Origin of the sequence: Paraglaciecola psychrophila 170 (assembly GCF_000347635.1) — a bacterium.
Taxonomy (GTDB): domain Bacteria; phylum Pseudomonadota; class Gammaproteobacteria; order Enterobacterales; family Alteromonadaceae; genus Paraglaciecola; species Paraglaciecola psychrophila.
Genome location: NC_020514.1, coordinates 820,509 through 844,489 on the forward strand (window position 1 = coordinate 820,509; position 23,981 = coordinate 844,489).

At 41.1% G+C, this 23,981-nt stretch carries 16 protein-coding genes and 1 pseudogene; 13 read left to right on the forward strand and 4 right to left on the reverse strand.

Going from position 1 to position 23,981, the window contains the following annotated elements:
• Positions 1-15 precede the first annotated feature (15 nt).
• Complete coding sequence (gene cynS, locus C427_RS03650; RefSeq protein WP_007640725.1) at positions 16-459, forward strand: cyanase; 444 nt, start codon at positions 16-18, stop codon at positions 457-459.
• A gap of 47 nt (positions 460-506) precedes the next feature.
• Positions 507-2,234, forward strand: coding sequence for a bifunctional protein-serine/threonine kinase/phosphatase (locus C427_RS03655; protein WP_007640726.1), 1,728 nt, complete (start codon positions 507-509; stop codon positions 2,232-2,234).
• 78 nt (positions 2,235-2,312) lie between these two features.
• Here the strand turns inward: C427_RS03655 and C427_RS03660 are convergent, their stop codons facing one another.
• Positions 2,313-3,509 (reverse strand): dipeptidase, encoded by a 1,197-nt coding sequence (locus C427_RS03660; RefSeq protein WP_007640727.1) that lies wholly within the window; start codon positions 3,507-3,509, stop codon positions 2,313-2,315.
• Between the two features lie 192 nt (positions 3,510-3,701).
• Positions 3,702-5,861: an alpha-galactosidase gene (locus C427_RS03665; protein ID WP_007640729.1), complete on the reverse strand. Its 2,160-nt coding sequence runs from the start codon at positions 5,859-5,861 to the stop codon at positions 3,702-3,704.
• 533 nt (positions 5,862-6,394) lie between these two features.
• Between C427_RS03665 and C427_RS03670 the strand changes: the two genes are divergently transcribed.
• The 6 genes and pseudogenes from C427_RS03670 (at position 6,395) to C427_RS03695 (ending at position 15,981) form a co-directional block, all read left to right on the forward strand.
• Positions 6,395-9,157, forward strand: a complete 2,763-nt coding sequence (locus C427_RS03670) for a TonB-dependent receptor (protein ID WP_007640730.1) — start codon at positions 6,395-6,397, stop codon at positions 9,155-9,157.
• Positions 9,158-9,316: 159 nt separating this feature from the next.
• Positions 9,317-10,852, forward strand: coding sequence for a tryptophan halogenase family protein (locus C427_RS03675; protein ID WP_201765507.1), 1,536 nt, complete (start codon positions 9,317-9,319; stop codon positions 10,850-10,852).
• A 24-nt stretch (positions 10,853-10,876) separates the two neighbouring features.
• Entirely contained in the window at positions 10,877-11,629 is a 753-nt protein-coding gene (locus tag C427_RS03680; protein WP_007640735.1) for a SapC family protein, read from the forward strand.
• Positions 11,629-13,107: an SLC5 family protein gene (locus C427_RS03685; RefSeq protein ID WP_007640736.1), complete on the forward strand. Its 1,479-nt coding sequence runs from the start codon at positions 11,629-11,631 to the stop codon at positions 13,105-13,107. The genes C427_RS03680 and C427_RS03685 overlap by 1 nt, the downstream gene beginning before the upstream one ends.
• 15 nt (positions 13,108-13,122) lie before the next feature.
• A pseudogene (locus C427_RS03690) lies at positions 13,123-14,729 on the forward strand (glycerol-3-phosphate dehydrogenase/oxidase).
• A 448-nt stretch (positions 14,730-15,177) separates the two neighbouring features.
• The gene (locus C427_RS03695) at positions 15,178-15,981 is read left to right on the forward strand and encodes a SapC family protein (RefSeq protein ID WP_007640750.1); all 804 of its coding nucleotides are present in this window, start codon (positions 15,178-15,180) and stop codon (positions 15,979-15,981) included.
• 140 nt (positions 15,982-16,121) lie between these two features.
• Here C427_RS03695 and C427_RS03700 read toward each other — a convergent pair whose 3' ends face one another.
• Together C427_RS03700 and glpK are read right to left on the reverse strand one after the other, a co-directional pair.
• A complete protein-coding gene (locus C427_RS03700) occupies positions 16,122-17,180 on the reverse strand; it encodes an aldose epimerase family protein (protein WP_007640751.1) in 1,059 nt (352 codons plus the stop codon).
• Positions 17,177-18,670 (reverse strand): glycerol kinase GlpK, encoded by a 1,494-nt coding sequence (gene glpK, locus C427_RS03705; RefSeq protein ID WP_007640752.1) that lies wholly within the window; start codon positions 18,668-18,670, stop codon positions 17,177-17,179. The genes C427_RS03700 and glpK overlap by 4 nt, the downstream gene beginning before the upstream one ends.
• Positions 18,671-18,809: 139 nt before the next feature.
• On the opposite strand from glpK, the gene C427_RS03710 reads away from it, so the two are divergent.
• From C427_RS03710 to C427_RS03730, 5 genes are all read left to right on the forward strand, one after another.
• On the forward strand, positions 18,810-19,691 hold the full coding sequence (locus tag C427_RS03710) for a proline iminopeptidase-family hydrolase (RefSeq protein WP_081589043.1): 882 nt from the start codon (positions 18,810-18,812) through the stop codon (positions 19,689-19,691).
• 743 nt (positions 19,692-20,434) lie between these two features.
• Complete coding sequence (gene mraZ, locus C427_RS03715; RefSeq protein ID WP_034899866.1) at positions 20,435-20,893, forward strand: division/cell wall cluster transcriptional repressor MraZ; 459 nt, start codon at positions 20,435-20,437, stop codon at positions 20,891-20,893.
• Positions 20,893-21,828 (forward strand): 16S rRNA (cytosine(1402)-N(4))-methyltransferase RsmH, encoded by a 936-nt coding sequence (gene rsmH, locus C427_RS03720; protein WP_007640759.1) that lies wholly within the window; start codon positions 20,893-20,895, stop codon positions 21,826-21,828. Before mraZ ends, rsmH begins: the two co-directional genes overlap by 1 nt.
• A complete protein-coding gene (gene ftsL / locus C427_RS03725; RefSeq protein ID WP_007640761.1) occupies positions 21,825-22,145 on the forward strand; it encodes a cell division protein FtsL in 321 nt (106 codons plus the stop codon). The genes rsmH and ftsL overlap by 4 nt, the downstream gene beginning before the upstream one ends.
• Entirely contained in the window at positions 22,142-23,980 is a 1,839-nt protein-coding gene (locus C427_RS03730) for a peptidoglycan glycosyltransferase FtsI (RefSeq protein ID WP_007640763.1), read from the forward strand. Before ftsL ends, C427_RS03730 begins: the two co-directional genes overlap by 4 nt.
• Position 23,981: the final 1 nt, after the last annotated feature.

Below are 23,981 nucleotides of genomic sequence, written 5' to 3' on the forward strand. Positions count from 1 at the left end.
TAAGAGAGTTATGTAATGAATCGTAATGAAGTAACAGAATTAATTATTTTACAAAAACAACTTAAAAACCTCAATTGGCCACAACTTGCTGAGGCCGTGGGTCAAAGCAAAGAATGGACAACTGCTGCTCTTTTAGGGCAAATGACGTTGAACGCTGAGCAGGCCAAGTCAGTGGGCGATTTACTAGACTTACCCGACGCCGCTATCGCGCAATTGCAAATCGTACCTTATAAAGGGTCATTGCCAACAATTGTACCGACTGATCCGCTGATTTACCGTTTCTATGAACTGATCAGTGTCTATGGATCTACGTTCAAAGCTTTGATCAACGAAGAGTTTGGTGATGGCATTATGAGTGCGATTGATTTTGACATGGACCTGAGCCGCAAAGAAGATCCTAAAGGTGACAGAGTAAAAATCACTATGACAGGTAAATTTTTACCGTTTAAAAGTTACTAGTTTCTAGTTATTAAATCCTAGCTCATTTTTAACAAGGACCACACTACATGTCTGACGCTTTAGCTATATCGGTTGGACAATATTCTGACAAGGGTCGAAAAGACATAAATCAGGACTTTCATGGCGTGTTGGTACCCAAAGAGCCGGTTTTATCTACCAAAGGCATCGCAATTGCGATTGCCGATGGTATAAGCAGCAGCGAAGTGAGTCATATTGCCAGTGAAGCCTCGGTAAGAGGTTTGCTGGATGATTATTTTTGCACCTCCGAAACCTGGTCAGTGAAAAAATCCGCTGATCAGGTGCTCACCGCCAGCAATTCTTGGCTGCACTCACAAAGCCAAAAATGTGAACACCGATTTGATAAAAACAAAGGTTATGTATGCACCTTAAGTGCAATGATTATCAAATCTACCACTGCATACATATTCCATTTGGGTGATAGCCGAATTTACCGTTTACGTAAAGGAGAGCTAACGCAGCTTACCGAAGATCATCGCACCTGGGTTTCTAGTGAAAAAAGTTACCTAAGCCGTGCAATGGGCATATACCCACATTTAGACTATGACTATCAATCTTTGGTTATCGAACAAGGTGATATCTTTATATTCGTAACTGATGGCGTGTATGAACATGTGAGCAGTGATTTTATGATAGCTGCTGTAAGTGATGAGTTAATCGATATAAATGATGCGGCCAAAATTTTGGTAGACACCGCTTATAAGTTGGGAAGTACTGACAATCTTACTGCTCAAGTTGTGCGCATTGACTCAGTACCTAGCCAAGATATAAACGAAAGAGTGCAACAACTGACTGCGTTGCCTTTTCCGCCTATTTTAGACGTGCGAGCTAATTTTGACGGTTTTAAAATTGTCCGAAACTTACATGCGACTAGCCGCAGTCATGTGTATTTGGCTGAAGACAATGAGACACCATCAAGTTCACCTATCGTCATTAAAACCCCCTCTGTCGACCTGCAAGAAGAACCCGCTTACCTAGAACGGTTTCTGATGGAAGAGTGGATTGCAAAAAGGATTAGCAGCGCCCATGTGCTTAAACCATGTGAGCTAAAACGCAAACGACACTATTTGTATACCGCCTTTGAATTTATCGATGGGCAAACGCTGACTCAATGGATGATAGATAATCCAAAACCGAGTTTGCAAAGCGTTCGTGAAATTGTCGGGCAAATTGCCAAGGGGTTACAAGCGTTTCACCGATTAGAAATGTTACACCAAGACATACGTCCCGAAAATATCATGATAGACACATCAGGCGTGGTCAAGATTATCGATTTTGGCTCAACCAAAGTGGCCGGTTTAATGGAGATGACTCAGTCTATCGAGCATCAAAATATATTAGGCACCGCTCAATACACCGCACCTGAATATTTTTTAGGTGAAGTGGGAGCACCGCGTTCAGACTTGTTTTCATTAGCAGTGATCACCTATCAAATGTTAACAGGTAAATTGCCTTATGGGGCCGAAGTATCTAGATCCAGAACTAAATCGGCACAAAATAAACTGCGTTATCACACCGCGTTACATGATGATCGCGAAATCCCCGCCTGGGTAGATGACACACTCAAACATGCGTTGCATCCCAACCCTTATAAACGTTACCAAGAGCTATCAGAGTTTATCTATGATTTAAGCCAACCAAGCAAAACCTTTTTAAGTAAAACTAAAGCACCATTATTGGAGCGAGACCCCGTGGTGTTTTGGCAAAGTGTAAGTGTGATTTTAGTGCTGGTGATTGTTTACTTACTTTCGAAGTAACATGGCTTTAAATTTAGAACATAAAAAGCCCATTCAAGAGTTATTTACAGTGAAATATGGGCTTTTTATGTTGTTGTTTTAGTGCTTAGCTGAGTAATCTTCGTTAGCTTTCCAAACACGCATAAAGTTACCGCTAAGGATTTGGATAATATGCGCATCATTATAGCCGCGGTTTATCAAACCTTGTATTAGGTTGGGATAAGTCGACACGTCTTTTAGATCGGTAGGTAAAGAATCACCCACTCCGTCATAATCAGAACCAATGCCAACATGGTCAATACCAATCAGTTTTACTACATGGTCAATATGATCTAATACGCTGTCTAATGTGGCATAAGGTAATGGGTTTTCTTCAGCAAATTGGTCGCGAAAGTGTTTATATTCCTCGCTGTCTTTTCCGAATTTTTCTTCCGCCGCTTTTTGTCCTGCACTGCGCTTTTTACTCCAAGCATTGGCACGTTTGGTGACGAAGGTTGAACCAAAGTTAATTTGGATCACACCACCATTTTTGCCCAGTGCTTTGATCATATCGTCGTCCATGTTGCGCTCAAAGCCAGGTGTAAACGCTCGCAATGAAGAGTGTGAGGCAATAACGGGGGTTTGACTTATTTCAAGAGCTTGATAAAAAGCCGCATCAGAGACATGGGAAATATCAATTAACACGCCTACTTTATTCATCTCGGCTACCAATTCTTTACCAAAAGGGCTCAGGCCTTTCCACTTGCGGCGCAAGTCGTAAGATGAATCCGATATGTGGTTAGCCATTGAATGAGCCAGTGTAATGTAACGAATACCCCGTTCATAAAAGTGTTTTAAATTGGCTAAGTCACCTTGAATAGGTGAACCATTTTCCATGCCCAGAGGCAATGAAATCAACCCTTGAGCAAATTGTTGTTCAACATCAGCGGTGCTGGTGGCAATGGCAAACTTGTCGGGTGCACGGCCCACTATCGCTTCAACATAATCAATCAGCTTGTCGGCTAATTTAGTCGAATTGGCCGAATTGTCTAAACTGGCTGGAATGTAAATCGACATAAAAGGTGCATTCAGTCCACCTTGTTTGGCGCGAGGGTAATCAAAATCACCATCTGCTGTGGCCTTGCTGACATCTACCCATTTTTTTTCAATGCGGTAAGGCACGTCGATATGGGAGTCAATAATGATGTTTTCTTGGGCCAGTTTGTGGGCTTTATCGCTGACTGTGAGGGCTAAAACAGAACTAACATACAATGTACTGATGGCGAATATTGCGCCAAATTTAAGTGTTTTATTCACAATAATAGTTTCCCGCTATTTAATAATCTCACGACCGATCTATTTCTATAGATTTGCTGGTCATAGTCTAAAGATGATTGTTGAGGACAATTCCCCTAATATGATTCTATAGGTTGACAAGATAAAGTGAAAGGGCCAGCAATATTGCTGGCCCTTTCATGGCTGTACATTGATCTTAACTAACCACAGATATTAATTAACCTTATTTAAATGAAAAATTAAGCTACTTTGTGGTGTCAGTAAAGGTAATTGCATACCCAGTTGCATCAGCACTTCACCTGAAAACTGTTTACCATCCACGTCGGGTAGGTGTGTTTTAAAATTAAATATTGAGGCTTTAGGCCAGCAACCACCTGACTTTATTGGCCAGACAATATCTAATTGATATACCGCTTGCTTTTCTAGTCCAGCAAAATGGAATTGGTCGGGTAAAGACGCCGAACTACAAGCAATCAGGCTATAAGAAAACAGCGCTTCTGATTTATCTTGTGCGACTATGCCTAATCCATGCATATAGTCAGGCAATTCAAGCCGGAACAAATCACCGGAATGTACCAGTTGTCGGTGTTTTTTATACAGCTGAACCATTGCTTTTAACTCGACAGTTTCTTCGTCAGTTAATTCTCGCAAGTCCATTTCCATGCCCATATGACCAAACAGCGTAACTGACGCTCGCATAGCCATATTGATATTTCTATGGGTGATATGACAGTCTCTAGGACCAACATGGGAGCCCATTAACTCAGCCGGGAAAAAGTACGAAAAACCTTTTTGGATTTTGAGTCTTTCTAAAGCATCGTTTGAGTCAGAGGTCCAAATACGATCGGTGTGTGCTAACACCCCATAATCCGCGCGGCCGCCGCCAGATGCACAGCTTTCAATTTCTACCTTTGGGTGAGCTGATTTTAATTTAGCTAACAACTGATAAAAGGCACGGGTTTGATTATGTACCGCAGGTTTGCCATTTGCGTCACCGGGGTGATTGAGATCGCGGTTCATATCCCATTTGATGTATGAAATATCGTACTCAGCTAACAAACTATGAATGCGTTCAAACAGGTAGTCGAATACTGCTTGGCGGCTTAAATCTAAGACTAATTGATTACGAAATCCTACTTGAGGATTGGGTGGTGTGCCTAAAATCCAATCTGGGTGTGCACGAAATAAATTACTATTGGGGTTAACCATTTCAGGTTCAAACCAAAGGCCAAATTCTAATCCTTGGGCTTTTACATGGTCGATTAGTGGCGTTAATCCCTGCGGATAGTACTTTTTATCTACGTACCAATCGCCTAAACCTGCAGTGTCATCATCACGGCCGATAAACCAACCATCATCTAATACAAATCGTTCTGCCCCTATAGCTGCTGCACGGGTAGCTAAATCTTTTAGAACCGTCACATCGTGATTAAAGTAAATGCCTTCCCATGTATTGTAATGCACCGGACGAGGTTTGTTTTTGACCGACGGCCTAATTAAATGTTTGCGCACATATTGATGGTATTGCTGGGAAAGAGCAGATAATCCTTTACTGGTATAACTGGCGTAAAGAGTAGGAGAGCTGTAGGTTTGACCTTGTTGTAAAATAATTTCTCCGGGTAATAATAATTCTCCCATTTGCACATAGGCACGTCCATCGCCCATTTTTTCTGCAATAATTTTATGGTTACCACTCCAGCCTAAATGAAAGCCATAGGCTTCACCTTTTAATTGGTCAGTGGCTTTAGTGCGCATGATAAGTCCTGGGAAGCTATCATGGGACGTTCTTCCGCGGCGGTTTTCTCGCACGTAGGAACCAAAGTTTTGTTCTAGATGATGCTCTTGAAATTCTCCCGCCCAATGTCCTTCAAATCCAATGATGTGTTTAAAATAGCTTGGAATAGGGAAGGTAGCCGCCGCGCACCAATCCACATGAATAGCGCTATTGCTGTTATTTTTCAGCTCTGTTGAAATTGCCAGCACGTCGGTCTCTGCATCCATATTAAGGGTATGCACAACTTGCAGGTTACGGCTGGTATCTATATTGGTGATTTTATAGTGATTAGGCGCTACACATTCAACTTTTGATATTTCAGTCAAGACTGACCATTGATCCGTTTCTCCATGCAAACTAAGACCAGGATGTCCGGTATAACCTTGGCCCGTTGTAGGTGTTAAAGAGCGGCGTATTTCCTTCATGGGTGAAGCGGGTGCTTCTTGCCTTAAACGCAGTGTGCTCATCATCTGGCCAGTGCTTTGTGCTGACAGCTTTTCGCGCCAGTACATAATTTGGGGGGCATCATTGTTACAGTCGATGACTAAGCTGCTGTTACGTCCGGTAAGTGAAATATAGTTGTGTGGAGAATTTGTCATATCTGGGTTTAACCTTATTGAGGCCGCTTTAAAAGCTGCCGTCAAGAAATTTTGAGTGTTATAGCGTGAGAGCGATATCTTTTGCAATTAAAACACGTCAATTTTCTTAGATTTTGGATAAAGCAAATTTAAAGTGCTTCAAATGTTAAATTTTATTTTGGCTAACAAGTGATTTGTTAACAAAATATAACTGAGATTAAATTAGGTCTATCATTAAAAATGAATACTCTTCTGTCTTATATAAGTGTAAGTTAAACATGCTGCCGGCATAAGTAACACAAGACATTGCTAATATCATAGTTTGTTGCGGATAAAGGTTTCAGTTTAGATTGTTCTCAAGTAACTGTTAAAAATAGTAAACGGGGAATATTTCTACGTTGAAAATATGTTTATAAATTGTTGCTGGATGGGCGGACCTCTGCCTACTTTACTGGGGCTAGTAGTATAATTATAAAAATAATAATGCTCATCAACAAAAAAAGTTATTACATTCTCAAAATAATAATTAATTAGACAAAAACAGGACACATCACATGAAAAAAAATTATCTTTGGACGGCAGTAAAAGCTGCTTTAATCATACCTGCTGCTAGTCTGAGTATGTCTTCGGCTTTCGCTCAAGAAGGGACGGCAGATGACAATATAGAAGTCATTGAAGTGCGTGGTTTGATAAGTAGCCTTAAACGTTCATTCTCCGATAAAAAAGAAGCGCTGATTGTTTCAGATGGGATTGCAGCAGAAGACATTGGTAAATTTCCAGATCAAAACGTAGCAGAATCGCTACAACGTATTACTGGTGTGTCAATAGACCGCAGCGGTGGTGAAGGTCAGTTAATCTCTGTCCGTGGTTTTGGACCACAGTTTAACTTAGTGACAGTCGACGGTCGTCAAATGGCGTCAGAGCGAGCTGGACGTGAATTTAGTTTTGATACGCTTGCGTCTGAGTTGATAGCAGGTGCAGATGTATATAAAACATCTAATGCAGCAAATCAGGACGGTGGTATCGGTTCGTATATCAACTTGAAAACGGCTAAGCCTTTCGATATGGACGGCTTTACTGCTGTAGGCAGTGTTAAAGGCACTTATGATAGCTTATCTGAAGAAACCGACCCAGCATTCTCAGGGTTAGTGAGTAACACTTTTAATGACGGTACTTTGGGTGTGTTGTTGTCGCTCTCTGTTCAAGAGCGTCAAGCTCAAATCAACCAAGCTGACACTCGTGGTTATTACCGAGTAGATAGAATTGCCACCAACGATTTTGACGCAGCTGCAGGAACCGGTAAAGAAGCGTTTAATGTATGGGTTCCTCGTAACCTTGATTTAACGTCTAACTCAGAAGATCGTACAAGAACCAGTGGTACATTAGTGGTTCAATACGCTCCTCGTGACGATATTACGTTAACGTTTGACGGATTGTATTCGAAGTTTGAAGTAGAATCACAAGTGAATAATTATGCTAACTGGTTTACGCCTGGAAACTTCCGTGATTTTGAAGTGGATGCTGCCACTGAAACTGTTAATTATTGGTCACATAATGCCTTCAATGATCCCACCGGCGGTGGCGCTGGAGCGACTGATTTTGTGCAACAAGGTTTGGATCGCAACGTTGAGATAAAAGGTTTTGGTTTTAACGCAGACTGGCAGCTAAGCGAACAGTTTAATGTCAATATCGATATTTCTAACTCATCTGCTGAAGATTTAAGTGGCGACCAAAGTCGCGTCTTTACAGTTATGGGTTATGCGAACGGATATACTTACGACTTCACGGGTGGTGGCGCTCTGCCGTCATTCTCTTCAGATGGTATATCTGGGCCTTTCACTGAGTCTGATGCAAGTAAATTGCGTGCTCACTATGTGGAGCGTGGTGGTGACGAGCGTGAAGATGAAATTACTGAAATGCGTGCAGATTTCACATATACCCCTAACAGCGAAACATTCACCCAATTAAAATTCGGCCTTTACACTCAAGATAGAACCAAGTCAGCAAAAGTATTTCAATCACCTAGTTTACCAAACTGTTTCTATTGTGGTTATGATTTAGATGCACCTGATGAACTGGCTGAGTTAATCACACCGAATGGTTGGTTTGACGGTATTCCAGGTTCTTTCTTTGGTTACAACGTAAATGATTATTTAGCCTTTTTGGAATCAGACGCAGCTATCACCGCCCAATCTATTAACAGAGGTGAAGATCCAGCTACTAATATTGCTGCTTTTGCATCATTAAATGGTTATACACCTGTTGAGCTAGGTACCAGCTTTGAAATTGATGAAGAAATCTTATCTGCTTATGCCGACTTCGTATTTCAGGGTGATTTAGGCGATATGCCTTGGACCGTCAATGTTGGTTTTAGATACAGTGAAACCACTACTACTGCTTCTGGTAATCAAGCGACATTGTTGGACATTCAACAAAACCCATTAGATGGCACAATTCTAGATCAAATATATCTAGAGGACGCAACTGGTCAAAGGTTATCTGTGCCCATTTCTATCAGTAATACTTACACTAACTTATTGCCTAGCTTGAATGTTAAGTTTGAAGTGGAAGAAGATATGTTATTGCGTTTTGGTTACTCTGAAACTCTTACACGCCCGACTATGGCTAGTATGCGACCTGTAACTAACATTGGTTCAACTAGACCTGATTTATTGTTAGCCAGTGGTGGTAATCCAAACTTGACGCCATTCTTGTCAACAAACTGGGATGTGTCTTATGAGTGGTATTACGATGATGCCAGTGCCGTCTCTATTGGCTTATTCAGTAAAGAAGTGGAAGGTTTCATTACTCAGGCGCCTTCTCCAGAAGAGTTTTCTTTAGCCAGTGGTAGTTATGAATTTAGTGTTACCCGCCCACGTAATGGAGAAACTGCTCAAGTAGATGGATTAGAATTGGCTTGGACTCACACTTTGGAAAGCGGTTTTGGTTTTCAAATGAATGCTACTGTAGTCAACAGTGCTAGTGATGGTACAACTTTGGAAGGTTTGGGCGACTCTCAAAACGTAATAGGCTTCTATGAAAAAGATGCTTTCCAAGCGCGTATTGCTTTCAATAACCGTGAAGCTTTCTTGCAAACTATTGCAAATGGAGACACGGGACAACCAGAGAATGTAGGGACTTACGGCCAATGGGATGTGAGTGCTAGTTACGACATAAACGAAAATTTCACTGTCATCTTTGAAGGTATTAACGTTACTGACGAATATGTTGAAAAATACGGAGTCATACCTACTCATTTTACTGAGCAAGTGAGATCTGGTTCGCGTTATGCTGTTGGTGTAAGAGGTTCATTTTAATCCTTAATTAAATTGTTTGTTTAATCAAAAAGGGGGGCTCTCCCCCCTTTTTGTATTAATATCCAAGTCACTTATAAAAAAGCTGAAAAAAAGCATTTTGTTAGGTTACTTGGATATTAATCACACACTGTTAATTTTTTAGTTGGTTCACAAAGGTAGATGCGCTTGTCGTCAGAAATTAAACAGATCATTGTCTTAGGTGGTGGAACAGCTGGGTGGATTACCGCGGGGCTGCTGGCTAAAAAACATGCTGCTGGGGTTAAGGTGACATTGATTGAGTCACCCGATATTTCCACTATAGGTGTAGGTGAAGGAACGTGGCCTACTATGCGCCAAACGTTAGCTAAGCTTGGTGTACCAGAAGCTAAATTTTTGAAAAAATGTCACGCCACGTTTAAACAAGCTAGTAAGTTTGTGAATTGGATAAATACAGAAAATGATACGTATTACCACCCGTTTACTGAACCTCAAGGATTCAACAAAGTGGATTTGTCGCCTTACTGGCGTGAAGCGACTCAGGGGAAATGTTCATTTTCCCAGGCTGCAACTTTTCAACATTATTTATGTGAAAACGGTTTAGCACCAAAGAGTATCGCTAATAAACAGTACGAAGCCGTGGCAAATTATGGATACCATCTAGACGCGGGACAATTTATAGAATTACTCCGTGAGCATTGCACCGCAGAGCTTAAGGTTGAACTGATTAGCGATACAGTTAGCCGCGTTTTGATGGCTGAAAACGGGGATATTAAGTCTTTAGTGACGAATGAAAACGGTGAACTAAGTGCTGAATTGTATGTAGACTGCAGCGGCATGCGAAGCAAATTATTGGGTGAAAGCCTTAATGTGCCTTTTTTACCTTGTGACGATATCTTTTTCTCTGACACCGCACTTGCCACTCAAATACCTTATACAGATATCCACTCACCCATTTCTAGTTGTACCATCTCTACCGCTCAGGATGCGGGATGGATTTGGGATATCGGATTGCAGCATCGAAGAGGGGTAGGGTATGTGTATTCTAGTCAATTCTGCACCGAAGAGCAGGCCTACGATACTTTAGCCCAATACTTAGGCGATAAATACAAGATAGATAAAGTTAAAAAAATTAATTTTACCCCAGGTCATAGAGAAATTTTCTGGAAAAACAACTGTGTTGCAGTCGGCCTTTCTGCCGGTTTTTTAGAACCTTTAGAAGCCTCGGCTTTGATGTTAGTGGAAACCTCAGCCAATTTGATTGCCGAGCAGTTGCCGGCTAATACTCAACAAATGCCGATGGTGGCGAAAAGGTTTAATGCTAGCATGTTGATGAAATGGCGAGGGGTCATCGATTTTCTTAAGTTACATTATGTTTTGAGCAAAAGAGACACACCATTTTGGGTTAAAAATCGTGACCCAAGCTCAGTCCCCGATACCTTAAAAGAATTATTAGAACTTTGGCGCTTTCGCTCACCTTCAGAGTATGATTTTACTGATAATATGGAAGCCTTCAGCGCTGCGAGTTATCAATATATTTTATATGGCGCAGGATTTCAGACTGACTTTTCTAACAACGCCTACTTGTATGAAAAGTCGGCATTAGCCAGCAAACAAATAATGTTAAATCGCCAACGACTAGAACAACTTAAATATTCATTACCTCGTCATAGAGATTTATTAGAAAAAGTTAATCAAGTTGGTTTTTCAGCTATTTAATTTAAAGTGAGATTGAGAAAATAGATGCCAAATTATGTTTTACTAGACCCCGCTAAACACCAAAAAAAGAAAATTCTTCCCCACACAAACTATAATCATTCAGCCCATCAGCATCATGTACCGGTGACGATAAATGAGTTTGTGCAAGCAAGTACCAGTTTTCCAGTGGTGTTTATGAAAGATCCTCAGGAAGGAAAGTTTCATGCCACTGCATTATTAGGGATCATAGCGGGAAAAAATCTGCACTTTACAGAAAGTGATTGGTTAGGTACTTATGTGCCAGCATCAATATTAAGAGTGCCTTTTGAACTAGGACCAGATTTACAAAATGATAAAACCCTGACTTTGTATGTTGATGAGGGAAGTCAATATCTCAGTGAAAGCCAAGGGCAAGCGTTGTTTGATGGTGAAAATCAAACTCAAAGTTTGTTACAAGTTCAAAAGGTGTTCGCGGACTATTTTAAAGATGAAATAGCGACACAACAATTTATCGCACAATTACTAGACTGCAATCTGCTAAAAGAAATAGAGCTTGTGGTTCAATATGAAAACAGTAGCAGCATCAAGATTAAAGGTATCTACACCATTAACCAGTCTGCCCTTCGTGAACTTAGCGACGCTTTAGTTATCGATTTTAACAAAAAAGATTATTTAACTGCCATACATGCAATGTTGGCTTCACTTGGTCAGGTCAACCGACTCATTAAATTACATAATGGTTCTGATGAACTCAAAATAGCCGGTGTGCAAATGCGCCTCGACTCGGGAGAAGAATAGTGTCTGGACAAAATATTCAAATTTTAGTGTTTGTAGTTGTCACCACACTGATCGCCTTTCTTACTTACATGCAATGTAGAGGTAAAGGCCGTTTACAGAATGCGACCGAAGGTCAACAAAATAAGGAACTGTTCTTAGCTGGTGGTGGCTTGAAATGGTATTTCATAGCAGGCTCAATCACCTTAACCAATTTGAGTACCGATCAATTAGTGGGTACTAACGGCACACAAATGGCGCTGTTGGCCTGGTGGGAGTTTGCTGCTTTGGTAGGGCTGTTGATTCTGGCTAAAGTGTTTTTGCCTTTGTATTACAAATATCAATGCACCACGACCACCGAATTATTAGAAAAACGTTATCAAAACAAAAATATACGTGCTGTGATTGGTGCGCTATTTTTCTTGAGCAGTGCTTTGATATTTTGCCCTGCGGTCATTTATTCTGGTTCTTTGTTCATGATAACCATGTTCGATTTGGATATTCCTTTAATGTATGTAGCCATTGCATTCGCCACTATTGGTGCAATGTATGCAATTTTTGGTGGTTTGCGCGCGGTTGCTGTGTCAGATACCTATTCGGGCGTGTTGTTGTTAACGATGGCCATTGCAGTAGTGTTCTTAGCACTGAATGCCATTGATTATGATTTTTCTGCCATACCAGCTGATAGGTTAACCCTAATAGGTGATAGTGATTCACCTATTCCATGGCCTACTTTATTGACAGGCATGATTTTCATTCAAATGTTTTATTGGGGAACCAATCAGGTTATCACACAGCGCGCTATGGCTGCGCCTTCTTTGAAAGAAGCGCAAAAAGGTGTATTTGCAGCGGTTGGAATACGTCTGCTAATTGTACCCGCCATTGTGGTTATTCCAGGTATCGTTTCCTTTCAGTTATATGGCGACATTGGTGATGCCGCATATGGAAAAATAGTGGGTGATTTATTACCTACATGGTTATCAGGCATATTTGCTGCTGCGATGGCAGCAGCAGTATTATCTACGTTTAACAGTAACTTGAACTCGGCTACTGCACTGTATGTGTGTGATCTTCACGAACCCTATGTTGGTCATCCCAAAAATGTGGCCAAATTAAGTGCTTGGATCACGGCTTCGTTAACTGTCATAGCTTTGTTATTGGTGCCCGTTTATGCTCAAGCAGACAGCATCATTAATCTGCTGCAGCAGTTATGGGGTTTATTTAGTATGCCGATTTTATCGATATTTATAGTCGGTTTAGTGTTTAGAAACGTAAACGCTAATGCAGGTATTGTTGCCGTCATATTTGGGGTGTTTTTGTATGGTGCATTGTCATTTGAATTTTCACCTTTTCATGCACCTTTTGGTTTGCACTATATCCATTTGATGTTTATTACTTTGATATCGTGCGTAAGCATGGCGCTGTTAATTAATAAAGTGTTCTATAAACAAAATGCTGAACTCGCGTGGGGCAGCGACGATGGGTTAATTCAAGAATCGTAAAATAACGGAAACCGTGTGAATAATCTTAGAAAAAGTAATATTCAGAAGTTGCCACAGAAAACCTTCGATGTATTAATCATCGGAGGCGGCATTAACGGCGCAGTATCGGCAGCCGCACTCGCGGCAAAAGGCGCAAAAGTTGCCTTAATAGATAAAGGTGACTTTGCCGGTTTTACCAGTTCAAACTCCTCAAATTTGGCGTGGGGTGGAATCAAATACCTCGAAAGTCATGAGTATGGTTTAGTCAATAAATTATGTAAAAGCCGCAATCATCTGATGCGCAGTTATCCTTCAACTGTTAAAGAAATTCGTTTTTTTACCAGCATTCAAAAAGGTTTTCGGTTTCCGCCTTTGTTCGTTTTTATGGGCACGATTGTTTATTGGATCATGGGGCGTTTTTTCACACAAAGCCCACAGTATCTAACAGCTAGAAAAATAAAGTCTCTCGAAAAAGTGGTTAAAACTGACAACTTGAACGGTGGTTTCGAATACTCGGATGCGTTTTTACACGATAACGATGCACGTTTTGTGTTTAATTTTATTCGTTCAAGCATGAGTTATGGTTGTATAGCGGCTAATTACGTTCAAGCCAATGGTTCTGAAAAAATTGATGGTGAATGGAATACAAAAGCCAAAGATGTGATCAGCGGTGAAGAATTCGAAATTCGCTCAAAAGTCATCATCAACTCAGCGGGTCCTTTTGTCGATCCTATGAATCAGGTTAATCAGCAGACAACTGAGCATCATCACTTGTTCTCAAAAGGCATTCATCTAATTGTTGATAAAATCACTGACAGCAATAAAGTCCTGACCTTCTTTGCTGATGACGGTCGTTTGTTTTTGTAATACCTATGGGGCCTAAAACTTGTATTGGCACAACTGATACTCAGGTTGAGGAGCCGCATGCAAAAGTAACAGATGAAGATAGGCAATTTGTTTTAGACAATGTGAACAAACTTTTAGACTTACCCAAAGCTTTGACGCAAGCTGATATTATCGCAGAACGCTGTGGTGTCAGGCCCCTTGCCATAAAAGGTAAAGGTGGCAAAGCCGATTGGGTACAACTGTCTCGCAAGCACGCCATTGACACCAATAAAGACGACAAATATTTATCAATCTTTGGTGGCAAACTTACCGATTGTATTAACGTTGGCGACGAGGTCGCGGGTTTAGTCAAGGAATTAGGTATTAGTTTGCCTCATGAAGATTTCAAATGGTACGGCGAACCCGATGATTCGGTGCGTGATGAGTTTTTCCATCGTGCACAGCTTATGGATTTTGATGCTCTAACCCCTCCTAAATCCTCAGAGCCTTTAACTAAAAGGTTCTGGCGACGATACGGGCGTAACGCGATTAACATGTTAGAAAAAATCCGTGAAAATCCCGAAAAAGCCGAATTATTAATCGAAAATTCTGAATACTTACGGGTAGAAATCGAACATGCTGCAGAGCGCGAAATGGTCACTAAACTAGAAGACTTTTTACGCCGTCGTTCAAAAATATCACTCGTGGTCAGGCAAGCAGATATTCTTGCCGCTCCGGGATTAAAAGAAGCTTGTGAGATTTTATTTGGTGATGAGGCTGATGCCAAGCTGCAAGAATATATTGATACTCTGAGTTGATGATATTAGGTGGGTTTATATCTAACAACTTGCAGTGAAATTTTTCGTTAATAGGTTATATATTTTAAATACATGCCTATTTGAAACGTAACCTAGTTGGCGATGCAGCGACTAATGGTGTGCAATGTTGTTCAATGCACTCAACTAATATTCCCATATACCTATCATCAGAGTTAAACCAGACTATTACCGCAATGTCTTCATAGAAAACCAATCTAAATCTTTTGAAATAGATTTGTTTCAGATAAATTTACTCCCAATATTCGATAAAGTGACTCAATATGTGCGTTTTACGTGCAACCTCGACATAAGTTATTTACAAATAAGCCACACTTCTACTTTTTATGGCTTGTAAATGTGATAATGATCCCCAAATATTCACGCAGGTGCGAAAATTTAGTCGGCTTATAAAAACAGCTTCATCCAAAATAAATTAGAGAACTTTTCAATGACAATGAATTATATTCCCCTAGATAAGAACAAACATAAAGACTTACATGTAAAGTTAAACGGCGATTTTGCTCACACTAAAGACACTCATTTAGCGGCCGCGTCAATACGTGAATACGCTCAAGTCGCTAGTTGTATGCCAATCATCTTCATTAAAGATCCTAAAAGTGAGACTACTCACAGTGTTGCCATGTTAGGTATTGAGCAAGGTGTGAACTTGTTCATGCAAAACGAAAAGTGGTCTGGTCACGTTGTTCCTCTTAATATTCAACGCTATCCTTTTGATGTGCGCCCTGATGGTGAAAAGTTGGGTGTGTTTATTGATGAAAATTCTGACTTGATAGGTAAGGAAGGTGAGCCCCTTTTCACCGAAGGTGAAGCCAGTCCTTTCTTAGATAACCGTCAAAAATTGTTATCAGAATTAGCTAACAGCGAAATGGCTACACGGGACTTTGTTAAGAAACTTGAAGACTTAGGGTTACTCGAGTCAATTATCATTCGGGCACAATACGTCGACGGACAACAACGCAACATTAACGGCATGCAAACTATTAGCGAAAAACGCCTTCAAGCGTTAGATGCAGATACTATAGCTGAGTTACATAAGATTGGTTACTTAGGTGCAATATATGCAGTGATGTTGTCCCTTGGACAATTAAACCGTTTGGTGCAGTTGACTCAGACTACCGAAAATCCTGTTAGAGCTTTACAACTTCAACCTGAAGAGCCAGCAACAGAAGAAGCCGCAGCTGCGTCAGCACCTGAATCAAAACCTAAAGCTAAGAAAGCCGCTAAAAAATAACTTCTTTCAGTATTATTTAAAAAGCCCGTTACAACTGAGTTGTAACGGGCTTTTTAAGATTTTAATCGCAGATAAAAAGCATAGACCCCATTAAAAGTATTAAAAGTTGCTGTTGTATAACTAACCCGAGTTTAGGTTAACTAAAACAATACTTCATATTCAGTCACAGAATAAAATTCTTTAGCGGCCTCTAGCGTAGCACTTGGAAAGTGAGGCTGGTTAGGTGTGTCGGGATAGAACTGTGTTTCAAAACACACACCTTGATGGGCTTGATACAGTGCGCCATCTTTACCCTTCTTGTTATCAAAGTGGTTGGCAGTAAAAATTTGTATGCCTGGCATATTGGTATAAATCTGCAAGTTTATAGTATCAGTTTTTGTTGATGCCTTGCCTGCATAAGTGGCTTCGTTTGAATGGGGAGTATATGTGTCTAAACATAAGTTGTGATCTAAACCATTGCCATATTTAATCTGTTGGTGATCCGAAATTAAGGGCTGACTGATTGTGGTCATTGACCTTAAGTCAAAAGGGGTTTTGTCTACGTCTGCAATTTCACCAGTGGGTATGGCATGCTCATTTGTTGGTGTGTAATGACTGGCTATTATCTGAATTTGGTGGCTTTTTACTGAACCACTGTCATGGCCTGACAAATTAAAATAACTGTGGTTGGTGGGATTGAATACAGTAGTTTGTTCGGTAGTGGCAAAATATTCAATTTTTAAACGGTTCTGCTCGGTTAATGTATATATTAGTTTGACTGATATTTTGCCGGGAAAACCTTGATCCCCATCAGGACTGGTGAGCTGCAACATAATCGACGGGTTATCGTCTTTAGATAAAACCGTGCTCTGCCATACCTTTCTATTGAATCCTTGGCTACCGCCATGTAAACAGTTATCGCCTAGATTGATATCGGTTTGATAGACGCTACCGGCTATACTAAATTTTCCTTGGTTGATTCTGTTTGCATACCTTCCTACTGATGCCCCTAAATAACTGTCGTCAGCTAAATAATCACTCACTGTGTCGAAGCCTAAAACAATGTCGGTGTGCTGATTTATATTGTTGGGTATCAACCAACGGCGAATAATTCCACCAAGATTCAGAATTTCAACGCTGACGTTATGGCTATTGGTCAAGCAAAACTGCTCGACCATTGTGCCGTCTGGCATTTTGCCGAAAATCGACCGGTTAATCATGATTTAAATCCTAAAGTACTTTGAATCGCACTTGCCCAGCCTTTGAGCAGTTTTTCTCGTTTTGTTGTGTCCATCTGAGGTTCAAAGCGGCTATCGATTTGGTTCATACTGGCTAACTCGTCAGTCGACTGATAAATTCCCACTTGTAAACCGGCTAAATAAGCTGCACCTAATGCCGTAGTTTCCATTACTTTGGGCCGCTCTACCGTCACATTGAGTACTTCGGCCAAAAATTGGCAGACCCAGCTATTCGCAACCATGCCGCCGTCGACTCTTAATTTTTGAGGGTTTACACCATCTTCGCGCATAGCTTTCAGTAAATCAGAGGTTTGCAAACACACGGACTCAAGTGCGGCTCGGGCTAAATGAGCGCTACTGGTGGCGCGCGTTAAACCAAATATTGCACCTCTGGCATCGGGTGCCCAGTAAGGCGTGCCTAAGCCAGCAAAAGCCGGTACTAAAAAGACGCCATGATCATCGGGGATACTTTTAGCCATAGCTTCGGTTTCAGAGGCGCTTTCAATGATTTTCAAGCCATCTCTGAGCCATTGTACGGCTGCACCGGCAATGAATATTGAGCCTTCTAAGGCATAGTGAGTTTTTCCATTGATGGTGTAGGCCACTGTTGTAAGCAACTTGTTGTTAGATGACAATGCTTTTTCGCCAGTATTGAGTAATACAAAACATCCGGTGCCGTAAGTACTTTTTATGTCGCCCTGATTAAAGCAACATTGACTAATGCTGGCTGCCTGTTGTTCACCGGCTACACCAGCGATAGGGATTGTATAACTAAACAGTCCTTCAGTGGTCTCGCCATAGTCAGCAGCGCATTCTTTCACCTTTGGTAACATCGATTTAGGTACGTTAAATATATCCAATAGGGTCTGGTCCCAGCACAAATCATGAATGTTAAATAAGTTGGTACGACTGGCATTTGTGACGTCAGTCGCATGCACTTTTCCACCGGTTAAACGCCAAATAAGAAAGCTGTCTACCGTACCAAAAGCTAATTCGTTTGCTTGTGCCTTGTGCCTTGCACCTTCTACATTATCTAAAATCCAGGCGACTTTTGAAGCTGAAAAATATGGGTCGAGTAATAATCCTGTACGTTCTTGAACTGTCTTCAAATGTCCTACTTCTTGCAGGGCTTTACATTGCTGTGCCGTGCGTCTGTCTTGCCATACTATGGCGTTGTATATAGCTTTACCGGTTTTTTTATCCCATACCAGAGTCGTTTCTCTTTGATTAGTGACACCAATTGCGGCAATCTTTGCGCCCTTTTCAGCAGCTTGGGCAATAGCCAGCTTACATACATTGACGGTTGTTGACCAAATATCTTCTGGGTCATGTTCTACCCAACTATCATTTGGATAATGCTGGACAAATTCTTGCTGTGCTGTAGCAACAATACTTGGATCAGGAGCAAAAACTATAGCTCTGCTAGAGGTCGTACCTTGGTCAATAGACAAAATGCAGTTTTCTAGCGGCATAGGGTGTTCCTTCGGGTATATAGAAAAAATTTCAATTATTTCATATGTTTAATTGTTACATAACATCTTTATAGCAGTGACTAGCGAGTATAATATTTTTATGCTGAGAACATAACTACTTATGTGAATTGACATCCCAATTTCAACACCTGTTGGGGACTTTAAAGTCTGGACCAAGCGTGTCGGGAACAACCCTAAAATTAAACTTCTTCTGCTTCATGGTGGGCCCGGAAGTACGCACGAATATTTTGAGCCCTTCGACAGCTACTTGCCCCAAGAGGGCATTGAGTATTATTATTATGATCAACTAGGATCTTATTATTCCGACCAGCCTAATATCCCTTCACTTTTAGATACAGACCGCTTTGTTGAAGAAGTTGAACAAGTGAGAATTGCACTTGGTCTGGGAGCGGATAACTTCTATATTTTAGGTCATTCATGGGGGGGGATATTGGGAATTGAATATGCCCTCAAATATCAACATAATCTGAAAGGCCTAATTATTTCAAATATGATGGCCTCAATTCCTGCTTATAATGAATATGCCACAAACGTCATTATGCCTAATCTTAACCAAGAGGCATTAGCAAAAATTAAGGCTTATGAAGCGGCAGAAGATTATACGAATGAAGAATACCAAGCGTTGCTGCTGAACCACCATTATGTAAAACACGTGCTGCGTATGCCACCTGAAAAGTGGCCTGACCCAGTTAATAGGTCGTTTAAGCATCTTAACCCTGAAGTTTATATTCCTATGCAAGGGCCAAGTGAACTTGGTGCCTCAGGTCTTTTAGTTGAATGGGACAGGACCGCTGACTTGAAAGACATCAAAGTGCCAACACTGGTAATAGGGGCTGAATACGACACTATGGACCCCAAACACATGGAATGGATGTCAAACGAGTTTCCAAAAGGACAATATCTTTACAGTCCCAATGGCAGTCATTGGGCAATCTTTGATGATCAAAAGATATATATGCAAGGTGTCATTTCGTTTTTAAAAGAAACGGGCGCAGATTAACTGCATAGCAAGATTCTTATCAATCTATTTGTTGAAATTTAGACAGCCGTGATAATGCAACGAAATTCGCTTCTGTGTTTCGTTACAAGTTCATCCGTTATCATGGCTGTAAAATGAAATTTAGACTGATTGTTTCTTCGCATAAGCATTGCAAATTTCCCATAGTAAAATAATTTCTCAGTGGGCTTAGCTAGCTCATTTGGCACAGCCTCTCCCTTCTTTTATATCTTATTTTGGCGAGTATAGTCGATTCAATTGTCCTTCAACGATACGATTGAGGCAGTGTTTCTGGCATATAAATTATGCAGACTGTTTATACCCTCTGTCCGAAGCTTTATTTCATCAACATAGGGTCGATTTTTTACAATCACTGATATTATTTGATTCGATACAAGTACTTATATTAAACCTCGCCTGGTTGCCAACACTTTTTACCAAAAACGATAAGCCAATTATTTTTGCTGTTACCAAATTGCGTCAGTTTGTAGGTTTTCTCTACTAATTCAGACACTTCTACAAAACCACTGATCACAAGCCCTAGAATCCGACCAAATCGAAGCGTTTAGTCCTTGACATGATAGACGGGTGGTACCTAAACTGTATATTGTGGGTAAAAGTGGCATAAAGTGGATCTGGCAGGTTAGATAATCCAAAGAAATCATAAAAAATTAAGATCAGATTTGTTACGTGTTGTGTTTACTAGTTAATTTTCGATAGATAATAATAATAAAGGTTAGGGAATAATGTTCCGCGGCGCTAATGCAATCAATCTAGACGTTAAAGGTCGAGTGACTATACCTACAAGGTATAGACAGTCCTTGTTGGATGATTGTCAGGGACAACTGGTTTGTACTATCGACACACAACAACCTTGTTTGCTGCTTTACCCGCTTCCCGAATGGGAAGAAATTGAGCTTAAATTAAGCCGTCTCTCAAGTATGATCCCACACGAGCGCAGAATGCAGCGATTATTACTGGGGTATGCCAGTGAAGGGGATATGGACAAAAACGGGCGATTTTTATTAGGCGCGCCTTTGCGTCAACATGCCAAGCTCGATAAACAAATTATGTTAGTTGGCCAGTTCAATAAATTTGAAATCTGGGATGCAGACGTATGGCAACAACAAATCAATTTAGATGTAGCGACTGAACAAGAAGCTAACTTTGAATTGACCGAGCGACTTCAGGACTTCTCACTTTAATGGAAAAAGATTTTTCACATCTATCTGTATTACTACAAGAGTCTATTGACGGCTTAGCTATTAAGCCTGATGGCATCTATATGGATGCGACTTTTGGGCGCGGCGGCCACTCTAGGCAAATATTAAAAGCCTTATCAGCTAATGGTCAACTAATTGCTATTGATCGTGATCTTAGTGCCATTGAAGCGGCTAAATCGCTAGCAGACGATCCTCGCTTTTCTATTCATCATCGACCTTTTTCTGAATTACAGGCCGTAGCCGAAGAACTTGGCTTGCTAGGCAAAATTGACGGGATTTTGATGGACCTTGGCGTGTCTTCGCCACAGCTAGATGATGCTGATCGCGGTTTTAGTTTTATGCGAAATGGGCCGTTAGATATGCGCATGGATATCACCAGAGGCATCAGTGCTGCAGATTGGTTGGCGGTAGCTGAAGAGCAAGATATCACCCAAGTTATTAAAGAGTTTGGTGAAGAAAAGTTTGGTAAACGGATCGCACACGGTATTGTTAATGCTCGTCAAATTGCGCCGATTACCGATACTGCACAATTAGCTGAAATTATTGACTTAGCTGTGCCGGTTAAAGACAAATACAAACATCCTGCGACCCGAAGCTTTCAAGCTATACGTATCTATGTAAACAGTGAATTAGATGAAATCAAAACAGGCTTAAAAGCCGCTTTAAGTACTTTAGCGCCACAGGGTCGTTTAACTGTTATCAGTTTTCATTCTTTAGAAGACCGCTTGGTAAAACGTTTTGTTCGCGAACAAAGTCGCGGTTTAAATGTACCTCACGGTATGCCTATTTTACAGGTAGAAATAGACGCAGCGAAAGCAATGAAACCTATCGGCAAAGCGATTAAACCATCAGCCGATGAATTAAAGAGAAATATCCGCGCGCGGAGTTCAGTGCTGAGGGTTGCCGAAAAGTTATGAGTGCCCCAAATACAAACTTTAATCTTTTCAGTTTTGTTGTTGCTGATGTAACCCGCCATCCAGTGCGGGTTTTGTTGTTTCTAGCACTCTTAGTTAGCGCGGGGTTAGTGATATTCAGTGCTCATCACAACAGACAAATGTCGATAGCCATTGAACGCTTGATGCAAGAGAAAGATCAGTTAGATGTGGAGTGGCGAAATTTAGTGCTTGAACAAAGCGCTTTAACCGAACATAACCGTATTGAGGCACTTGTTACAAGTCAGCTCGACATGCACCGTCCATTACCCAGCGAAGAAGTAGTGGTGAGGATAAAATGAGCCGTCTTAGCAATAATGCAAACAATAAATATAACACCAAACAAGCAAAAGTGAATAGTGCTCCGAGTTTACTGCATTGGCGTTTTGTGGTGGTGGTTACTGCGATTTTAATGGTTTTTGTGGGTCTAGGGATTCGCGCCGCGTACATACAGGTTGTATCTCCAGATTTATTAATTCAACAGGGTGATAACCGCACTTTACGAACCCGAGTTAATCCTTTACATCGTGGCTTAATCGTTGACCGAAATGGTCAGCAGTTAGCGGTAAGTGTACCCGTTCGAGCAATCTGGGCTGATCCTAAAGCCATTGCTCAATCCATCCAAGAAGAACACAAAAAAGCTCAGGAAGACCCTACTTTTGATTTGCAGGGCAAGCAGAACGAGAATACAAAACGCTGGCAGGCATTGGCTGAAGTATTAGGTCAGAATTTAGATGCGCTAAAAGAAAAAGTCAGTAATCCAGAAAAGCGCTTTATTTATCTGCAACGCCAAGTATCTCCGGCCATGGCCGAATATATCGAAGAACTTAAGATAGCTGGGATTTATCTGCGTGATGAGTCAAGACGTTATTATCCAAGCGGTGAAGTATCTGCTCACGTTGTAGGTTTCACCAATGTTGACGACACCGGCATAGAAGGGGTTGAGAAGTTATATAACAAATTGCTCGCAGGTACCCAAGGCTCTCGAAAAATTCGTCGTGACGGAAAAGGCAGAATGGTTGAGCTGATTGAATTTGAAGAGGGCGAAAAGCCCCAAAATATTCAGTTAACTATCGATCAGCGGATTCAAGCATTAGCTTATAAAGAGTTAAAACAGGCGGTTCAATATTATAAAGCGACATCTGGTTCAGCTGTGGTTGTAGCGGTAAATACAGGTGAAATTCTCGCCCTAGTCAATAGTCCTTCTTATAACCCTAATAATCGAGCGGGCGTGTCAACTCACAGAATTCGTAACCGCGCTGTAACAGATGCTTATGAACCAGGTTCCTCAATTAAACCACTGGCGGTGTTAAGTGCATTAGAATTTGGTTCTGCAAAGGTAGACACTTTAATTGACACCTCTCCAGGTTGGATGCATTTAGGTGGCAATATTGTTAGGGATTCCCGTAATTATGGTGAAATTGATTTAACCGACATTATTCGCAAGTCGAGCAACATGGGCACTTCAAAGCTTGCTTTGTCGGTACCTAAAGAATTTTTACTCGATATGTACTACAACGTTGGGTTAATGAGTGACAGTGGTGCCAACTTGCTCGGCGAAAGTAGTGGCATATTCAACCACCGTGCTCGGTGGTCTGATTTTGAACTATCCACCTTGTCTTTTGGTTACGGTATTTCGGTAACCGCTTTGCAACTCGCTCGCATGTATAGCATCTTAGGCGACGGCGGCATTCGTCGCCCATTAAGTATTATTAAACGAGACATGCCAGTACAAAGTGAACGCGTTATCAGCGCCCAAGCAACCCAACAAATTTTGCAGATGATGGAAACAGTAACCGAACAAAATGGCTCAGCAGAAAAAGCACAAGTGCCGGGTTATCGGGTAGCAGGTAAAACAGGTACCAGTCGCAAGGCAATCGCCAATGGTTATGGTGACGAGTACGTTAATATTTTTGCGGGTGTTGCTCCGGTATCTGATCCGCAGTTGGCTGTGGTCATCTTAATTAATGAACCCAAAGGTGAGCTTTATTATGCAGGACATACTGCAGCCCCCGTTTTTAGCAAAATTATGGCTGCCAGTTTACAAATGCTGAATGTACCACCTGATGACAAAACAGTTTCTTCGTTAGCAGGAACTTCTGTTATTACCTCCATAGGGGCTGAAAATGCGGGCTGAT